General features: G+C 45.3%; 17 protein-coding genes and 1 tRNA gene. 6 read left to right on the plus strand and 12 right to left on the minus strand.

Going from position 1 to position 16,662, the window contains the following annotated elements; all coding sequences use genetic code 11:
• Nucleotides 1–95: 95 nt before the first annotated feature.
• From T525_RS0112800 to T525_RS0112815, 4 genes are all read right to left on the minus strand, one after another.
• Nucleotides 96–476 (minus strand): hypothetical protein, encoded by a 381-nt coding sequence (locus tag T525_RS0112800; RefSeq protein WP_027407499.1) that lies wholly within the window; start codon nt 474–476, stop codon nt 96–98.
• A 135-nt stretch (nt 477–611) separates the two neighbouring features.
• The gene (locus T525_RS15275; RefSeq protein ID WP_051533603.1) at nt 612–818 is read right to left on the minus strand and encodes a hypothetical protein; all 207 of its coding nucleotides are present in this window, start codon (nt 816–818) and stop codon (nt 612–614) included.
• The gene (locus T525_RS0112810; protein ID WP_027407500.1) at nt 815–2,329 is read right to left on the minus strand and encodes a DNA methylase; all 1,515 of its coding nucleotides are present in this window, start codon (nt 2,327–2,329) and stop codon (nt 815–817) included. The genes T525_RS15275 and T525_RS0112810 overlap by 4 nt, the downstream gene beginning before the upstream one ends.
• 121 nt (nt 2,330–2,450) lie before the next feature.
• On the minus strand, nt 2,451–2,816 hold the full coding sequence (locus T525_RS0112815; RefSeq protein ID WP_027407501.1) for an ACT domain-containing protein: 366 nt from the start codon (nt 2,814–2,816) through the stop codon (nt 2,451–2,453).
• A 198-nt stretch (nt 2,817–3,014) separates the two neighbouring features.
• Here T525_RS0112815 and T525_RS0112820 point away from each other — a divergent pair, with 198 nt between their 5' ends.
• The 4 genes from T525_RS0112820 to T525_RS0112835 all read left to right on the plus strand — a co-directional run bounded on the left by T525_RS0112820 (nt 3,015) and on the right by T525_RS0112835 (nt 8,949).
• The gene (locus T525_RS0112820) at nt 3,015–4,718 is read left to right on the plus strand and encodes a S41 family peptidase (RefSeq protein ID WP_027407502.1); all 1,704 of its coding nucleotides are present in this window, start codon (nt 3,015–3,017) and stop codon (nt 4,716–4,718) included.
• Nucleotides 4,719–4,728: 10 nt separating this feature from the next.
• The gene (locus tag T525_RS0112825; RefSeq protein ID WP_027407503.1) at nt 4,729–6,393 is read left to right on the plus strand and encodes a hypothetical protein; all 1,665 of its coding nucleotides are present in this window, start codon (nt 4,729–4,731) and stop codon (nt 6,391–6,393) included.
• Between the two features lie 41 nt (nt 6,394–6,434).
• Complete coding sequence (locus tag T525_RS0112830; RefSeq protein ID WP_027407504.1) at nt 6,435–7,232, plus strand: molybdopterin-binding protein; 798 nt, start codon at nt 6,435–6,437, stop codon at nt 7,230–7,232.
• A 94-nt stretch (nt 7,233–7,326) separates the two neighbouring features.
• Complete coding sequence (locus tag T525_RS0112835) at nt 7,327–8,949, plus strand: dicarboxylate/amino acid:cation symporter (protein WP_027407505.1); 1,623 nt, start codon at nt 7,327–7,329, stop codon at nt 8,947–8,949.
• Between the two features lie 91 nt (nt 8,950–9,040).
• Here T525_RS0112835 and T525_RS0112840 read toward each other — a convergent pair.
• A tRNA-Pro gene (locus T525_RS0112840) sits at nt 9,041–9,117 on the minus strand.
• Between the two features lie 90 nt (nt 9,118–9,207).
• Nucleotides 9,208–9,375 carry a hypothetical protein gene (locus tag T525_RS16445; protein ID WP_156945807.1) on the minus strand — a complete coding sequence of 56 codons (168 nt, stop codon included), beginning with the start codon at nt 9,373–9,375 and terminating at the stop codon, nt 9,208–9,210.
• A 179-nt stretch (nt 9,376–9,554) separates the two neighbouring features.
• Between T525_RS16445 and T525_RS16450 the strand changes: the two genes are divergently transcribed.
• Nucleotides 9,555–9,704: a hypothetical protein gene (locus T525_RS16450; protein ID WP_156945810.1), complete on the plus strand. Its 150-nt coding sequence runs from the start codon at nt 9,555–9,557 to the stop codon at nt 9,702–9,704.
• 273 nt (nt 9,705–9,977) lie between these two features.
• Here T525_RS16450 and T525_RS0112855 read toward each other — a convergent pair whose 3' ends face one another.
• The 3 genes from T525_RS0112855 to T525_RS16455 all read right to left on the minus strand — a co-directional run bounded on the left by T525_RS0112855 (nt 9,978) and on the right by T525_RS16455 (nt 12,313).
• Nucleotides 9,978–10,988 carry a DUF6765 family protein gene (locus tag T525_RS0112855; RefSeq protein ID WP_027407506.1) on the minus strand — a complete coding sequence of 337 codons (1,011 nt, stop codon included), beginning with the start codon at nt 10,986–10,988 and terminating at the stop codon, nt 9,978–9,980.
• A gap of 99 nt (nt 10,989–11,087) precedes the next feature.
• The gene (locus T525_RS0112860) at nt 11,088–11,906 is read right to left on the minus strand and encodes a M15 family metallopeptidase (RefSeq protein ID WP_037325666.1); all 819 of its coding nucleotides are present in this window, start codon (nt 11,904–11,906) and stop codon (nt 11,088–11,090) included.
• A gap of 266 nt (nt 11,907–12,172) precedes the next feature.
• Nucleotides 12,173–12,313: a hypothetical protein gene (locus tag T525_RS16455; protein ID WP_156945813.1), complete on the minus strand. Its 141-nt coding sequence runs from the start codon at nt 12,311–12,313 to the stop codon at nt 12,173–12,175.
• Between the two features lie 358 nt (nt 12,314–12,671).
• On the opposite strand from T525_RS16455, the gene T525_RS15780 reads away from it, so the two are divergent.
• A complete protein-coding gene (locus T525_RS15780) occupies nt 12,672–14,594 on the plus strand; it encodes an ATP-binding protein (protein ID WP_051533604.1) in 1,923 nt (640 codons plus the stop codon).
• Between the two features lie 249 nt (nt 14,595–14,843).
• Here T525_RS15780 and T525_RS0112870 read toward each other — a convergent pair whose 3' ends face one another.
• The 3 genes from T525_RS0112870 to T525_RS0112880 all read right to left on the minus strand — a co-directional run.
• Complete coding sequence (locus tag T525_RS0112870; RefSeq protein ID WP_027407508.1) at nt 14,844–15,353, minus strand: Nif11 family protein; 510 nt, start codon at nt 15,351–15,353, stop codon at nt 14,844–14,846.
• Nucleotides 15,354–15,428: 75 nt separating this feature from the next.
• Nucleotides 15,429–16,193: a Nif11-like leader peptide family natural product precursor gene (locus T525_RS0112875; protein ID WP_027407509.1), complete on the minus strand. Its 765-nt coding sequence runs from the start codon at nt 16,191–16,193 to the stop codon at nt 15,429–15,431.
• 253 nt (nt 16,194–16,446) lie between these two features.
• Nucleotides 16,447–16,662, minus strand: a 216-nt coding sequence (locus T525_RS0112880; RefSeq protein WP_027407510.1) for a hypothetical protein, incomplete at its 5' end; no start/stop codon positions are given.

Consider the following 16,662-nt stretch of genomic DNA (forward strand, 5'->3'; position numbering starts at 1 on the left):
CCATATTATTTACCTATGTCAAGGTTATACATTCTGCAAAATTCAGAAAAATCCTTCTATCAATAATTGAATTGTCAAAAATAATAAAATTGTTGTTAAAGCCGCCAACTTGAAGCTGGGATATTTTTCATGTGTGACTTCATTACCAGCCACATTTTATAGGTGAAGGCATTGTCCTTGACCCGGCCCTTATAGCACCAGCCAAAGGCCTTATCATTAAAATCATATACCACCCGGCTTGTTTCCCCATCCTGGTAAAAGCGTCGCTGGTGTATTTTAGGGGCAGAACGGCCGTCATTATAAATATCACTGGCATACAGATACTTGCCGCTGAACTTGAGGCTTTCCGGCACCAGATAATGAAATCCCATAATCCATGTGGATTCTTCTTTCTTGACCGCAGCAGTTGAATAAGACGTAAGGAAAAAAATGGCAATCAATGAACACAGAAGAGTCCGCGATACAATCTTAACCATAGGCGCCCCCTTATTTAATCAAAAGGATTGAAAAATTTTCTTTTTTTGTGAAGGTTGTATGTTTGAAAAAATTATAGCATTATGCGGCAGTTCTTGCCATTTATTTTGAACATCTTTCTCTGATTAAGTTTTGAATTACTCGAATAATTTCTCCCGCTCCATTGTGGTCTTGTTTATGGCCTCAGTGTGGCCACCAACTGCAGCGAAAGGGGAGAACTGGGCGGCCCTCTGCTTCATGGTGAGGGGAGGGTGCTTTTTGGATACAGGCCGGGGCAAGTTTATTATATCTGCGTAGGGATTTTGCTCCTGTGTCTGCTCCTGATTTTCTTCCTCCAGATTCATGCCTTGTGTCCTCCTATCTGCTGGTTTCTTTCAATGGTCATGGCACCCTCCTGCAAATTGGCCCCCTTTAAAATGGCGTTTTTGCCGAATTTGTGTTTAATGTCCAAAAGGGCATGCTGCAGGGATTTTTCCCTGGACTCCGCCTTTTCCTCCAGCTCCAGCTTTCTGGCCTCTTCCTCATAGTCAGTGAAGAGGTCAAGCTGTTGGGGCTTTTCCTTTTCCTGTTTCAGGGCAGCTTCACTGATTACATGGTTGGCGGTGACATTTACCCGCCGAATAAAAAGATTTGGGTCTGTGATTTTATCAAAGAGCTCCAGCACAGCATCCAAAATAAGCTTTGTTGATGAAGTATGCTTTCCCAGATTTATGGAGCCGTTAGCCGGGGTGGGAACCCTTCGGCCGTAGTGATCGGCGTGGACTGGGCCCCTATAGTTATGCGCCGTTACATTGGAAATGTCATATCCGATGTAAAGCACTATCTGATCCGTGACCAGCCCCTTTTCCACCAAATCCAGCACCAGCAGATCCGTCATTTCCCAGACAATGAGCCGTCCCTTTTCATGGGTATAGGCACTTTGGAGAACCTGGCCGCTGCTGAGGCTGTTGGAGGCCGGGCGGTATTCCTTGATGGCCTTCATGGTGCATGGCTCGTAGCCCCAGGCATGGTCAATGAGGAGCTGGGCATTTATGCCAAAGAGGCGGTACAGCAAGTCCTCATTGTGGTATTGGCTTTCCTTCCCCAGAGAGCAGCGGGCAATGTCCCCCATGGTATGAAGGCCGTGGTCCCGAAGTTTTCTGGCGTAGCCATGGCCCACCCGCCAAAAATCCGTAAGGGGCTTGTGGTTCCATAGCTTTTGGCGGTAGCTCATTTCGTCCAGCTCCGCAATCCTTGCCCCATTACTGCCAGCGGGGATTTTCTTGGCCACAATGTCCATGGCCACCTTGGCCAGATAAAGGTTGGTGCCGATGCCGGCGGTGGCGGTGATGCCGGTGGTATTAAAAATATCGGAAATAATCTGCAAAGCCAGCTCACGGCCGTTCATTTTGTAGGTGGCAAGGTATGGGGTGGCATCGATAAATACCTCATCAACGCTGTAGCTGTGAATGTCATCTGCGGAGATGTATTTAAGATAGATGCCGAAAATTCTTGCACTGAATTCAACATAGAGAGCCATGCGGGGCACAGCCACCACGTAATCAAGGGAAAGGGCGGGATTTTCTGCAAGCTCCAGGGCATTGGCTGAGCTGCCGATGAATTTATGGCCGGGGGCAGCTGCCCTGCGAAGGTAATTAATTTCCTTCACCTTCTGCTGTACCTCAAAGAGCCGGGGACGGCCGGGGATCCCATAGGCCTTGAGGGAAGGTGAAACAGCCAGACAGATGGTTTTCCCGCTGCGGCTTTCATCAGCCACAACCAGGTTGGCCGTAAGGGGATCCATATCTCGCTCCACGCATTCAACAGAGGCGTAAAAGGATTTCAGGTCTATGGCTATGTAGCATTTGTCCCTCATGGTGTTCCGCCTCCCGTTGTTATACCTTTCTTAATACATTTTCTTTCAGTACCACCACTAAAAGCGGAGTACCCGAAAGCCTCCGCCTGTTTTAATATTTTGGGGCTATGTTTGATTGTGGTTATTTTAGCCTATACCCCGCCTGCAACAGCACGGACATAGCCTTTCCCCATTTATGTTCCTTTACTAAAATATAATCCGTGTTAAATGTAGATATGGAGAAAATGCTGATTCCATTGTCCGCCAAAATCGTGGAGAGTTTGGCCAATACCCCCACCATGGAAAGGTCCAGCATTCCATCAATATAAAATCCCTTCCAGTCATCTTCCCGTTCTATACAATTTTCAGGAACATGTTCCCTTTTGCATACAAGGGATATTTCATCGCTGGTTTTGGCCAAAAAGAAAAAATCCTGTGTCAGGTCTATTTCTGACATATCCCTAACCTTACAAACTGTAATACTGTCCTTTATAGCTGTCAGATCCATATTTTAATCTCCTATCCTCAAACGCAATATTTCATGCGCAGACATCTTCGTTCCCCTTTAGAAATTCAACGCAACCCCGAAAAATCCTGCTGCCCTTATTTTCAAATAAGGGTTGCAGGAAAATAAAAATGAATCTAGAAATTATAGCTAAGCAGTTTCTATGTGATATTTCAATTGATTAAGGAGGTAAAGTGTATCATGAAAGCAGGGAAAAAACTCGTGTCAGGGTTTCTGGCAGGCAGTATGATGCTGTTGACGGCATGCTGCTATGCCGAATCTGTCCATCAAATAGAGAAACAGACAACACCTATTTACTACGCTGATATGGAAACGGAAAACAAAGGTGAAGTTGACCTGTTTTTTGTTGACGGCGTGAAGGATGTTCCTTATATTACTGTGGAAACCGCCAAGGATATCCTTGTCAGCAATGTGAGAAAGCTTGATGCCCCAAACTATGACCTCACGGTGAAAAAAGATGGGGAAAAGATAACTCTCAGCCGGGAAACATACTATCCTGTAACCTTTGACTGTGCGGCGGATACCATAACCTTCTGGGATTATGATGCATTTATGACTTCAAATCCAAACGCCACCCTCATGGATCTTGTGGCAGTAACCGGTTTTAACGATAAGGGTGAGGCCGAGCTGTTCCAAAGAACAGATACCTCCTTCCAGCTGTATGGGGAAACTATTACTTTCCGGCCCGGGGATTACGGCATAGATATGTTTTATCAGGATGGTGAATATTATTTGCCCCTCCAGCTCTTCAGCGACATAATACTTTCCCAAAATAACATGAATACACTGTATAATGGTGAAAATGTTTTCCTGCTGCTGGCTGGCAATCTGGAGCCATTTAAAGAGCTTTACTACAATAACCTGCTCCCGACAAGCAGAAGTGAGGCCCTGGCTGATTTCAATTATAATGAGCTTTGCTTCGCTCTTGATTCTCTTTATGGTCTGAAGCAGCAGCACAACATCAAAAACTTTGATACCATGTTCCAGCAGGCGGGAATAAAATACCAGCTGTTAAGTACAGACCCCCAGGAAGCAGGACAGGCCCTGTGGGATCTGACCTTTATTTATCTTGATGACCTGCACAGCTCCTTTGCCAACCGTTCCTATCGCATGAAGGAAGACCCGGTACGCAGATATGGGCCCGCATGTATGCAGAGCATTGATGATATGCAAAGATATGCTGATGCTCGGGCAAAACGCTATCCAAATGGTACCCCGGGTTATGAGGAAATTGGCAATACCGCATATATAACTTTTGATCAGTTTGTGGTGGAAGGCGTAGATTATTACGAGGAAAAGGCGGAGGATCATTTGACTGATACCATGGGATTGATGATTTATTCCCTTGGGCAGATCAAGCGACCAAACAGCCCGATCAAAAATGTGGTACTGGATCTTTCCAATAACGGTGGTGGCACAGCACCTTCTGCTGCCTATACCATCGGAATGTTTTTGGGAGAAGGGTCAATCAGTGTGACCAATCCTTTGACGGGAGCCCTGGTCTGCCAGAATTTCAAAACCGACCTAAATATGGACAGAGTCTTTGATGAAAGGGACAATTTGCTTGATTACAATCTGTTCTGCCTTACCTCACCAAACAGCTTCTCCTGCGGAAATTTGGTGCCAAGTGCACTAAAAAATTCCCATCGCGTAACAATTCTGGGGCAAACCTCCGGGGGCGGTGCCTGTGTAGTACAGAACATGACCACCGCTGACGGGTGCGTGTTTAATATATCCGGCCCTTATCGCCTGGCCTACACAAAGAATGGCTCCTTCTATGACATAGACCAGGGTGTAACACCTGATTTCGTATTGCCAACCCCGGATCAGTTCTATGACAGAAAGCAGCTTACCAAATATATCAACAAGCTGTTGTGGAAATAGGAGCTTACTGATGAATCCATCTGATGTTACAACTGATAATAAAATCGGGAAATTGTACGACATACACTGCCCCTCCTGTGGTGCCCCAGCATATTATGATATAAGGAAACGCATGTATAATTGCAGCTACTGCGGAAACAGTGTGGGGATAGACGGGGCAAAGCGTGAGCGCAAGGGGTTCCGTGAAATAAGCCGAAGGAAAATGCAGGAATCCCTTAAAAATTTTGACCTTCAGAAGGCTGTATGCACAGGCTGCGGGGCCGAGGTTGTCTTCGATGTGGGTCATGCTGTGGCAAACTGTGCCTTTTGCGGCAGGTCCCTTGTACGAAAGGCCTTTGTAAATGCCGACAATATCCCCGAGCTCATAGTCCCCTTCATTATAACCATTGCAGAGGCGAAGGATATTCTGGCAGATTGGTGCCATAAGAACAAGGGGAAAAAAGAGGCTCAGGCCATAAGGGAAAAAATCGACGATTTAAAGGGCTTTTATCTTCCCTACGAACTTGTCAGGGGTCCTGTGAGATGCAGTGTATTCCGTGTAGAGGGCGGACGCGTATACGAATGCGGCGGCTTTGTGGACGAGGTATTCGTAAACTGCTCCAAAAATCTGGACAACCAGCTTCTCGATGCCATGGAGCCCTTCGATCTCACTGAGCTCAAGGAATTTGATTTCTCGTATATTGCGGGACACCAGGTAAAGACCGGGGATATCTCCGGGGATGAGCTTGTAAGGCGTGTAAATGTGGAGGTTGGAGAGGATTACAGGCCTGTGATTCAAAAGACGCTGGAAGCCAAAGCCGTGGGCATTTATGCCAATTCCAACGATGTTCTGCAGATGCCTGTGCTTTTGCCGGTCTATTATCTTGCCTTTGACGGATACATGGCTGCAGTGAACGGGCAGACTGGCAAGGTCAGTGTCCGCGCCTATAAGGATTCAAAATATCTCCTCCTGCCATGGTGGCTGAAGGCAATTTTGGCAACTATAGTTGGAACTGCGGGAGTAGCCTTGGGGCTGTTCGTTTTCGGCGCCGGTGAAGAGCTTATATACGTAACCTCCGGGTGTCTAGCCCTGATTCTCCTGATTGTTTTCCTTACGGCCTACAGCCAGCAAAAAGAAGAAACCTATGGCCTGGAAACCTACCGAAAAATATTCACCTCCAGGGGCGGGGCTTACATACGTAAAGGAAATAAGCTGGTCCAGACAAAGGATGAGCGGGAAAAGCCAGTGACAAAGCCAGTATTCTTTATGGATATTGACGGGAGAACAGAGGAAGTAGAGATAAAGTTTACAACTGCCCTACGGGTGGTAAGGGCCATTGCCATCACTTTTGGGGTTGTCTTTCTTCCGGTCATCATTGCGCTTTTGATAAACGGTTTTAACTTTTCACTCCTCAATCTTGGCGGCTCCGCAGTGTGGTTTTGCATAACCGTGCCCCTTGCCCCCGTATTTCTTGTAAAATTTGGCAGAATGGATATTTATGACAATCCCTGGATATATCTTGTGGACGGGAACGGGAAAAGAACGCGCTACAAGCCAAAAACTAATCCTAAGGAAAAAGAGGCCATCATGCTTTTCGTAAATGATTTATATAAGCCGCCTCTTCTGTGGCTGACATTGTTTGTAATACTCCTGTTTTGCACAATGGTATATCTTACAGCATTTGGATTTGACTGAAAAATGGGAGGGGCATTCAACGTAAAAAGGGAGATGTTACCGTGATTGTGGAAATAATAAGTGTTGGTACTGAGCTTTTGCTGGGAAATATTGTCAATACAAATGCCCAGTTTATCTCCAAGGAGCTGGCTAAGCTAGGGATGGAGTGCTACTATCAGACAGTGGTGGGAGATAATCCAGACCGTATAAAAAGTGCCCTGGACGTGGCCTTTTCCCGGGGTGATATGGTGATACTCACTGGTGGACTGGGCCCAACCAAGGATGACCTTACCAAGGAAATGCTTATGGATTATTTCCATAAAGAGGTGGTCCTTGACCAAAAGGCCTGGGAAATGATGAAGGAGCGTCTCACCCGCAGCGGCTTTACTGAATTCAGTGACAGTCAGAAAAAACAGGCCTATGTGCCAAAGGATTCTATTATAATGTACAATCATAATGGCACTGCTCCCGGCTGTATTATGGAAAATATGGGCAAATATTGTATGCTGTTTCCCGGACCGCCAAAGGAAATGCAGCCAATGTTTATGGAATACGGCGTACCCTATCTTCAGAGGTTCAGTGACAGGGTATTTGTATCCATGAATATCAAGATGATGAGCCGTCAGGAGGTCTCCGTAACCATAGTCGGGGAAGGACCATGTGCGGAGCGCCTGGGGGACCTTTGCGACAATGAAAATCCAACGGTGGCCACCTACGCCAAGGAGGATGGCTGTCTTATCAGGATTACTGCCGCCGCCAATAATCGCCAGGAGGGTTTGAAGCTTATTGCACCAATGGTGGAAAAGTGCAAGGCCGCCTTGGGTGAAGAATATATTAAATACATTTCCGAGGACACATAAACAGCAAACAAGCAACTTTACAATTTTTAAATTATTTTGTAATTGAGCAGTTCCACAAATGCTAAGTTTGATTTAAGTACAAGGGGGGAACAAAATGTTCGAGAGATGGCATTCTTTTGAGCTCGCAGGAGAAAATTTCAGGGAGACCATCGAATCAATGGGCGAGGCACTGAAAAAGCTGGGCGTATCAGAACGTGAGGCGGAGACAGCCAGACAGCTGACTGAGCATATCTTTTCATTACAGCTTTCATTGCGCCCCGAAGTCCACGTCAAGGTCAAGCTAAGAAAACGCTTCGGCGACATTTCACTGCGGATGGAAACCATAGGCAATGCCTATAATCCCCTGCAGGTCTTGACGGAATGGGACGAAAACGACCCGGACTATGAGCGGACCATTGCCCTTAAATCAAAAAAGGAGATGCTTTCCTATACCCACAGCAACGGGACGAACATTGTAACCATCAAAGTACATGAAGCCGGCAACAAACAGATACGCTATACGCTGTTCGCCATGGTCATGGGCATACTGGTGGGAGCCATCATAAAGGAAGTGGCTCCACAGGATTTCATCACCATGTTGAACAAAAACATCATAGACAGCATCCGGACCATGTTCCTGAATTCCCTGAATATGATGATTGCCCCAGTGGTTTTCTTTTCTATCATCGCAGGACTTACCAGCATATCAAGTGCCTCCGATATCGGGCGCATTGGCGGTAAGCTGGTGGGAACTTATATGTGTACCACGATCATCGCCACGGCCTTCAGCATTATTATCGGCCTGTGCATGTTCCACAGCGGCGTACCACAGGTGGGAACAGTCAGCGGCAGCGGGGAAGCCGTAAGCGTGTCCCTGCTGGACATGATAGTGAACGTGGTCCCGAAGGATCTGGTAGAACCCATCGTAAACCGCGATATGCTGCAAATTATTTTCGTCTCTGTGCTGTTTGGCATAACCATAAATATGCTGGGTGAAAAAGCGCAGCTTCTTAAAAATATCACCGAAACCATGAACACCTTCTGTCTGCGCGTCATTACGCTATTGGCGCAATTCATCCCGCTGATTGCCTTTCTTTCCATGATGGCGCTGATGTTCACGGTAGGCACCGACTCGCTGCTGTTACTGGGGCGGGTGCTGGTGGGACAGTTCATCGGCTCCATGGCCATGATTGGTGTTTATGCAATAGTCATAATGCTGCTGGGAAAAATTTCTCCACGTCCCTTCCTAAAAAAAATCGGCAGCTTCGTGCCAATAGCAATTTCCATGGGCAGCAGCAACGCCGCCATGCCCTTCACCATGAAATTCTGCACGGAAAAAATGGGCGTTTCGCCGCGTCTGTCCTCATTTTCCATCCCTTTGGGCGCCACAGTCAATATGGACGGCGGCTGCTTCTATTTTTCCATCCAGGCAATCCTGCTGGCGAAAATGTACGGTCTGGAAATGACGCCGGCTTTTATCGGGGCGCTTTTCGTCACCGTTGTGGCTCTCTCCATCGGCGCACCTGGTGTACCTGGCGGATCCTTTGTCTGCCTGACATCCATTATCGTTTCTTTTGGACTGCCTACAGAAGCGTCAGCAATCGTACTGGGGATAGACCCGCTGACGTCTATGTTCCGCACCTCCATCAACACCATAGGAGATATTGCCGCAACAACAGCCCTGTCGAAACATGAAAACATGATGGATGAGGCTGTGTATATGAACACGGAAGCATAAACAGTGATAAGGTCAGTCTGCGGACTGACCTTTTTCTTTTTTGCCCAAAATAAATAGAGCTGTTCCGAAGAACAGCTCTCAATTTACTAAATGGTCGGAACGACGGGATTCGAACCCACGACCTCTTCCACCCCAAGGAAGCGCGCTACCAAACTGCGCTACGTCCCGAACAAGTAATATAATACTACATTTGTACGGGCTTGTAACCCCCTTTTTTTGAATACCCTCCAGATTGCCACGTCAGCCTTGCGGCAGATTTTAGTTATTTACCTGAAGCAGGTCTTTTTTCTCCCTATATTCCAATTGTTCTTCCATCCGTGAATAACGTCCCGACATTTCACACAGGCCAACCATTACGAGTATGCCCATCAGTGCCCACACACCAACAAAAAGGCAACCCAATTCCATCAAATATGATTCGAACATTTCATTCTCCTCCATTCTTTATCATCTTTTCTTTACATACGTGTAAAGCACTTATATATTACAAATTACATAAAAAATATTTTCACTAATTTTTTTGTAATACATTTCCCCCTGGTCCGTATGTAAGGACAGAAAACAAAAACGACATGGGCAAGCCCCATACAGAGAGGTGAATGATTATGACGAAGGATTTACTCATAAAGAAAATTACAAATGAATCATTAAAGAAGATTGCAAGGGGAATCAGTTTTGCAAAATTACCTCCCCAGTTTATCCCTCCAAAGCGAATAGTCATCACCTTTGGCAAAGGCGTAATCCCTGATAAATAATAAGCTAACTTACACTTCTTATACTTCTCTCATTACTCTCCCCCTGTCTGTTATCCTCACAATAACAGGCAGGGCCTTTTTTTATTTTGATGGAAAATGGAATATGCCCCGTTACAGCAAATGTACAGCCAAAAAATAAGAGCAATGCACATGAAATGCACTGCTCTCATAGACTAAAGTTCGCTATTCAGTTATAGACCTTATACAGCAACCGGACCGTCGGAGCCAACCGTTGTGGATTCCATAGTCTCCCTCATACAACTGATAAGCACATTAATAAATGGCTTCCTCCTGCAAAACATTGATGCCTGCTGCCAAAAGCTCCTGCCGTACCCAGTCAAAATGATCATTTAACTCTTCATAGAACTGGGTGCGGAAATTCAAATCATTGATAATGGTTCCGGCACTGTATTCCACTTCTGCATCCTCGTCATTAAAGTCCTCTATCTCAAAGTAATTGCTGTGAATCCGCTTCATCCACTCCTGATACCGCACATCAATATCGTCTGACTGAATCCCCTTGAAGCATTCCAGCAGTAATTCCTGTTGCCGCTCCGATAAGCCCGTAACCGGCTCACAGCTAACAGACTGGAGTATGCGGAAAATCTTCTCAGAGGCCTCAAGGAACTCGTCCCAATTCTTGCGCCCTTCCTTGAAATGATCACTGCTGCGCCACCACAAAAACGGCATATCAGGACAATGAACCGCTGCCACATGTCCCAAAGGGTTAACCATTTCCACCAGCTTGTTCAGTGCCGTATTGGCGCCTATCAACTCACCCACAGCCTTCTCAATAAGGGATCCCTGGTTAGCAAACAACAAGCTTTGCACCTTGTTAAGGGCCGCATTCAAACCGGCAAATTCCTGATGGGCCCAAGTATCGGCATATACGTGCAGCCCTATCCCCAGACGGAACCCAAAATCCGAATTGTCCAAAGTGGTAGCCAGCAGGCGATCCGCCAGCTTATTGGCCAACTCACTGTTTTTCTTGCAAACCAGCTTTTCGTCATTGGTCTCTCCCTGCAACCCCGGCAGAAAATGGAATGGTATCCACACCTCGCAGTTCCCCTTGCCGGTCACATTGCCCCAGACATTCTGGCAGGAATAACGCACCCTCACCCCATTGGCGATGTTTTCTTTTTCTTCGGCATCAGAAAAAGGATTTTGGTCAAAATTATCATCCACAAATTGTGAACTGGTGGCAATGATATTGGAATTGCCACTTCCAAACTTTGCCCAGCGGGACAGCACATAAATGGTAGCATAGTGATAATCCAAATCCATAGCTATTATCCTCCTAAAGCTTTTTACCTTTTATTAGTTGAATGACCCTCCATTACAACCCAAAACGTCCTATTTCTTTGGCAAAATTATATTATAATTTTATTTCTTTACATCATCAATAATGAAATTGAAATATGTCTTTGGGTATGGCTCATTTTTAAGGAAGAAGTGCCACCACTCTGTATCAATTGGCTCAAAGCCGTGCTTCAGCATAACCTCACGTAGAATCATGCGGTTCTTGAACTGTTCCTTGGTGATTTTCCCTTCCTTGGGAACTGCCTTGCCCTCAAATTTTCCCGTATATTTCCCTGTATCAGGATCACCGCACCAGGTTGGATGACTTTCCAGACCGAAGTGGTCAAAGGTAAAGCCCATGTCAACGTCACTGCCAGTGCGCATATCAAAGAGAGTCAAATCAATGGCAGAGCCACGGCTGTGGCCGGATTTGGCATCAATATATCCATCGGCAAAAAGGCGGGTCTTGTCCACATCAGGATAGAAATATTCCTTCATGCGTTTATCCTCCAAATCCTCTGCCCAGGCCTTAAAATTATCTACAGCCCTCTGGGGACGATAAGCGTCATATACCTTCAGCCGATATCCCTTCTTTATTACTTCGTCAGAAACTTCCTTCAGGGCCTCTGCTGCCTCCCGGGACATGATGATACATGGCTGGGTATAGCCATTGATACGGTCTCCCACAAAATTGTAGGTGGAAAAATAGCGAACCTCCTGGATAATGTCAGGCACCACATCAGACAGCACCACAAACCCCGTTGGGTCATTTACATCCACGCTTCTGGCTTGATTTACTACAGGGCTGTTATCAGCAACATCAGCAGCATAGCCCTGAACCGGCATAAACAGTGAGGAAGCAAGCAGCATTCCCCCAACCACTCCTAAAAGCTTTTTATTCATAAAATAATCCCCCTTCTGCCTCTTCTATTCGTTGAATGCCCCTCCATTTTGAACTGCATCTCATTTTCGGAGGGTTGTATTGGTAGTAGGTTTTATGTGGTCTCAGACCCCCTTAATATAAAATTACTACCAAAAACGTCCTATATATTTGGCAAAATTATAGCATGATGTGGCAGTTTGTACCATTGATTTTTGGGCCGGCCTCCTTCGTACCCCTTGCTTCCTCTCTCCATGAGGCAGGCAGGGGATATAAATCCCCCCCCTGGCTAAATTAAAGCCAGGGGGGGCGTTTGTAAAGCAGTCAGAAAAATGCCATCCTGCAAACTACGAACCCAGTAGTCATGCGGGATGGCACTTTTATAACGCCATTGTTCAAATTTTTCTTCTTTAGAAGAAAAATCTTCCAATTAGCGTTTCCCTAAAGGACTAACTCACTTCGTTCGTGTCGCAACGAGCTGGGAGATATTCTCACCAGCTGTTGTAGTTTGTTTTCCCCCACCTAAAGAGGAAGGGGACATCTTAAAGCTCGTTATATTATGGCTGCAGCCCCAAAATACAGCCAATTTTTCTGTTTTTACAGCCACTAAAAATTGCCCTTTTGGGGAAAGAAGGATTTTTCGGGGCGGTGTTGAATACATACATAAGAAAATATTTCGTTCATATTTTCCATTCCTACTGCTTTTAGTAGTGGGATCCCTTACCTTCGCCGGTCTTTATGATCGGCATTTTTTCTCATTTTGTAATAATAAGCAAAGGTGATATATTATGTTCTATTACGCCGTAATTGGATTAATTGCCACAGCAGTTCTTCTGATTGTAAATTATGATATTTTATTTATCCGTGATGAAAGACAAAACCTTCCTGCCATGGGAACATACAAAAAGTTTCTATATGGTATCATTGCTTATTACATCACAGATATTATGTGGGGCTATTTTGACGCTCAGCATCTGACCAACTTCCTTTATTGGGATACTGTAATATATTTTATTGTAATGGCTCTCAACGTGATGCTCTGGACAAAGTTTGTGGTGAGCTATTTGGAAGAAAATAACCTTTTTGGCCGCGCTCTTACATATACGGGGCAATGCTTTTTTCCCCTTGTGGTGATACTTGTCCTTTTAAATTTCTTTACCCCAATGCTGTTTTGGATTGACAAAAGCGGCACATACCAGGCGGGGCCCCTGAGACATCTGCAGCTTTTTCTCCAGATTGTCCTGCTGCTGCTGACCTCCGCCTATGCCTTTAAAACCAGCCTAACGGCGGAAGACTTTGGCAAAAAGCGTTACAGACCAATTTATCTCTTTGGTATTGTTGTGGCCATTATGCTGATGGTTCAAATGAAATATCCTTTATTGCCTGTATATACAATTGGTTTTATGCTGGGAACATGTCTGCTTCATAGCTTTGTTTTTCAAAATGAGCTTGAAAAATATCGTCAGGGGATGCTGGAGTCCATGGAAAAAGCAGACCTCCATGAAAAGCTCTCCCAGGCAAAAAGTAATTTTTTATCCAATGTTTCCCATGAAATCCGCACACCGATAAATACCTTTCTCGGCATGAACGAGCTTATTTTGCGGGAAAGTACGGAGAAGGATATCATTTCCTACGCCGGAAACGCCAAAAAAGCAGGAAATATGCTTTTGGGGCTGGTGGATGAGATTTTTGATTTTACCAAAATCGAGACAGGGAATATTGAAATTACACCCGTGGAATACGATTTGTCAGTTATGCTCAATGAATTGGTGAATATGGTGCAGAAACAGGCCCATGACAAGGGGCTGGAGATTTCCCTGTATTTTGACCGTCATATCCCAAAGTTCCTGTTCGGGGATGATGTGCGCATAAAGCAGGTAATATTGAATATACTTACAAATGCCGTAAAGTTTACTAAAGAGGGCAGTATTATATTTACTGTGGCATTTAAGCCTATTGATGACGAACACATTCTGCTCAGTGTGTCCGTAAAGGATACGGGTATCGGCATCAAGCCTGAGGATAAGGACAAATTATTTGATAAATTTGAGCGTGTAGACAGAAAACATAACCGCAATGTGGAAGGAGCCGGACTGGGGCTGCCTATCTCCCAAAAGCTTTTAAAAATGATGGGGAGTGCCTTGTATGTGGAAAGCATCTACGGTGTTGGCTCAACCTTCTTTTTCAGACTGGAGCAAAAGGTCATGGGCCAGGAACAATTGGGGGACTTCCAAGCAACCTATGATTTGCTGCTTAAAGAGCATAAACGCTATCATGAGAAATTCACGGCCCCAACGGCCCGCGTTCTTGCAGTGGATGACAATCAAATGAGCCTGAAAATATTTAAGGGCTTGCTGAAGAATACAAAGATACAAATAGATCTGGCGGATACAGGCAATGATGGTCTTATGATGGCCAAAAATTTAAAATATGATATTATTTTTCTTGACCACATGATGGACGAAATGGATGGCATAGAGACTTTGCACGAATTGCGTGAAAATAGGAATGGGCCTAATGCCAGCACCCCTGTTATCTGCGTTACGGCCAACGCCATTTCCGGGGCCCGGGAAAAATATCTTGAAACAGGCTTCAACGACTACATAACAAAGCCCGTAGATTGGAATAAGCTGGAGAATATGCTTATAACCTATTTGCCGGAGGAAAAAATATATATTTCCACGGAAACGGATGCAGAGGAAATAACATAACTTTCTAACATATACTCACTCAACTCCCATGCTGGCCCCCACGCCAGCAATGATAAGGCTGGTCTGTGATATGTACCCTCTTTCCTGGACATCCAGGAAGGAGGGTATATATCACGGTCGGGCCTTTTTCTTTGGGCTGTATCATTTGCCCAGATAGTTTTCCTGTGTTAGAACAAGCAACGTATTACAATACTTACTTTATTTTCCGTGGGACCTTGCAGCTTCACGGGGAAAATTTCATAATCTGATTTATCTCCAGTCCGACAGTTGCTTTATGGCATTATATACATCATTGAAACTGTATCTCTTGCCATCCTGGCCCGTAAACACCGCTGGCTTGTCAAAACATGGCAGAACACTGTTATTCCATCTTACACTTACAATCCCAAGAGCTCTTAACACGGTTTTTACGCCACCCGGAATAGGATCGCCCCCATGAATAGTTTTTCTGCTTCTGAAAAAATTTGTCACACTAACAGGTTTTTCAATATACCCTTTTTTGTACAGTAGATCAAATATCGCATCATACTCCGCTGCAGTCCCCCCAGCCACCATGTCAAGCTCCTCCTCATCCATAATGGAGGTTTCAGCCAAAAAATCTTCCTCGGTGAATGGTACTCCCGCCTCCTTGGCATGGGCCAACATTTTTTCCATATCCTCACCAGTTCCCTGCTTAATGAGTATATTAAACATCAGCTTTTGCTCCTGTGGCTTGTCCTGAATCATTTCAATAAACTTCTTAACGTTTTCCTTTGCCATATTAACCAGCCTCCTTGTTCCTTCCAAAATGCATTGCTCTTATGAACTCAAGCTTGCTGTATTGATTTCTCCTTCTTAATGAAGGCTGAAGCCCTCGGCAGCAACGCCGTCCACGAACATGATGTTGATGCCTTCCACCTCGATGTCATACACCTCTTCCACACGCTGGGTCTTGGTTGCCTTCTCCACAGTGGCATTTCCGTCAAGGGTGATGGCCGGGCGACCAAAGGTATTGAGGGCGATATTGTATTCATCATTGCCACAGTAGTACCACTGGGTAGCGGTGGTATTCCATTCCTTGCCGTCGCTGAAACGGATATGGTAGATTGTCTGCTTGTCAGGGAGGTGAACCTTGGTAACCTTGCCTGAAATCTTGTTACCCTCCTTATCAAGGGTGGTAACAAGATCACCCTCACGGATATTCTGAATTGGAACCTCCCCATTAGGAGTAGCCACCATGGAGCCAGCAGCGAAGCAGCGGTATTTGATCTTCATAAGATGATTGAAGAAGTTCCAGAAGGTATTTACACAGCGACGCCCATTTGGTCCCTTGCCCTTGGAAGCTGCATTGGCCTCCTTAAGGACTTTTTCCGCATTCTGAATCCACTCAAGTGGAAGTCCCCCACCGGCCACATTGTCCAAATCTTCCATATCCAGCTTCTGGACAGAAAGGAGCACATCCTCCAGGGTGAAAGGTAGTCCTTCGGCCTCGGCCAGCTCCAAAAGCTCGTTGATATCGTCATCCTCGGTCTTTCCATCCAATACCTTGTTAATCAGCTGGTTGAGGCGTTCGTCTTCCTGGGATTTCTCAATGAATTTCATTACGTTTTCTACTGACATGACATTTCTCCTCCTTTATTGAAATATACTTGATTTTACTTGTCATATATTCTGGAATGGTCATTAAGTTATCCATCAATTTCTCTGTCATTTTTTCCGCCATCCCTTATGAGTTAATCTGTATTTTGATTTCTCTTGTCCCTTATATCCCCAACTCCATAAAAGTGTTATCTTTTTTTATTTTTCTGCAAAAAATTGGGTTTTCCTGCAAAAACGGAGCCTTCTCCGTTTTTATCTAAGCTGTTTTAATCGATTAAACTCTCTTAATCCCAAAGGTCAAGTTAGGATCCTCGATAATAGTAGGGTCCTTTTCACCCAGCTTTGGGCCAGGAACCTTGGTATTATCTTGTGGTGGAAGAACGTCCTTAAGGATTTTAGGCTGTAGAGGCTCTAATACATCATTTGGAGTATCATGAAGCATGCCGCCAGCCACCTTGTCCATTTCATCCATGTTCATTGCGTTGTTCTT

The organism is Anaerovibrio sp. RM50 (assembly GCF_000622005.1).
In the GTDB taxonomy this organism is placed as follows: Bacteria; Bacillota; Negativicutes; order Selenomonadales; family Selenomonadaceae; genus Anaerovibrio.

Coding starts and splice junctions, on each gene's coding strand:
- T525_RS0112800 (WP_027407499.1), bottom strand. CDS start 476: ATGGTTAAGATTGTATCGCGGACTCTTCTGTGTTCATTGATTGCCATT.
- T525_RS15275 (WP_051533603.1), bottom strand. CDS start 818: ATGAATCTGGAGGAAGAAAATCAGGAGCAGACACAGGAGCAAAATCCC.
- T525_RS0112810 (WP_027407500.1), bottom strand. CDS start 2,329: ATGAGGGACAAATGCTACATAGCCATAGACCTGAAATCCTTTTACGCC.
- T525_RS0112815 (WP_027407501.1), bottom strand. CDS start 2,816: ATGGATCTGACAGCTATAAAGGACAGTATTACAGTTTGTAAGGTTAGG.
- T525_RS0112820 (WP_027407502.1), top strand. CDS start 3,015: ATGAAAGCAGGGAAAAAACTCGTGTCAGGGTTTCTGGCAGGCAGTATG.
- T525_RS0112825 (WP_027407503.1), top strand. CDS start 4,729: ATGAATCCATCTGATGTTACAACTGATAATAAAATCGGGAAATTGTAC.
- T525_RS0112835 (WP_027407505.1), top strand. CDS start 7,327: ATGTTCGAGAGATGGCATTCTTTTGAGCTCGCAGGAGAAAATTTCAGG.
- T525_RS16445 (WP_156945807.1), bottom strand. CDS start 9,375: ATGTTCGAATCATATTTGATGGAATTGGGTTGCCTTTTTGTTGGTGTG.
- T525_RS16450 (WP_156945810.1), top strand. CDS start 9,555: ATGACGAAGGATTTACTCATAAAGAAAATTACAAATGAATCATTAAAG.
- T525_RS0112855 (WP_027407506.1), bottom strand. CDS start 10,988: ATGGATTTGGATTATCACTATGCTACCATTTATGTGCTGTCCCGCTGG.
- T525_RS0112860 (WP_037325666.1), bottom strand. CDS start 11,906: ATGAATAAAAAGCTTTTAGGAGTGGTTGGGGGAATGCTGCTTGCTTCC.
- T525_RS15780 (WP_051533604.1), top strand. CDS start 12,672: ATGTTCTATTACGCCGTAATTGGATTAATTGCCACAGCAGTTCTTCTG.
- T525_RS0112870 (WP_027407508.1), bottom strand. CDS start 15,353: ATGGCAAAGGAAAACGTTAAGAAGTTTATTGAAATGATTCAGGACAAG.
- T525_RS0112875 (WP_027407509.1), bottom strand. CDS start 16,193: ATGTCAGTAGAAAACGTAATGAAATTCATTGAGAAATCCCAGGAAGAC.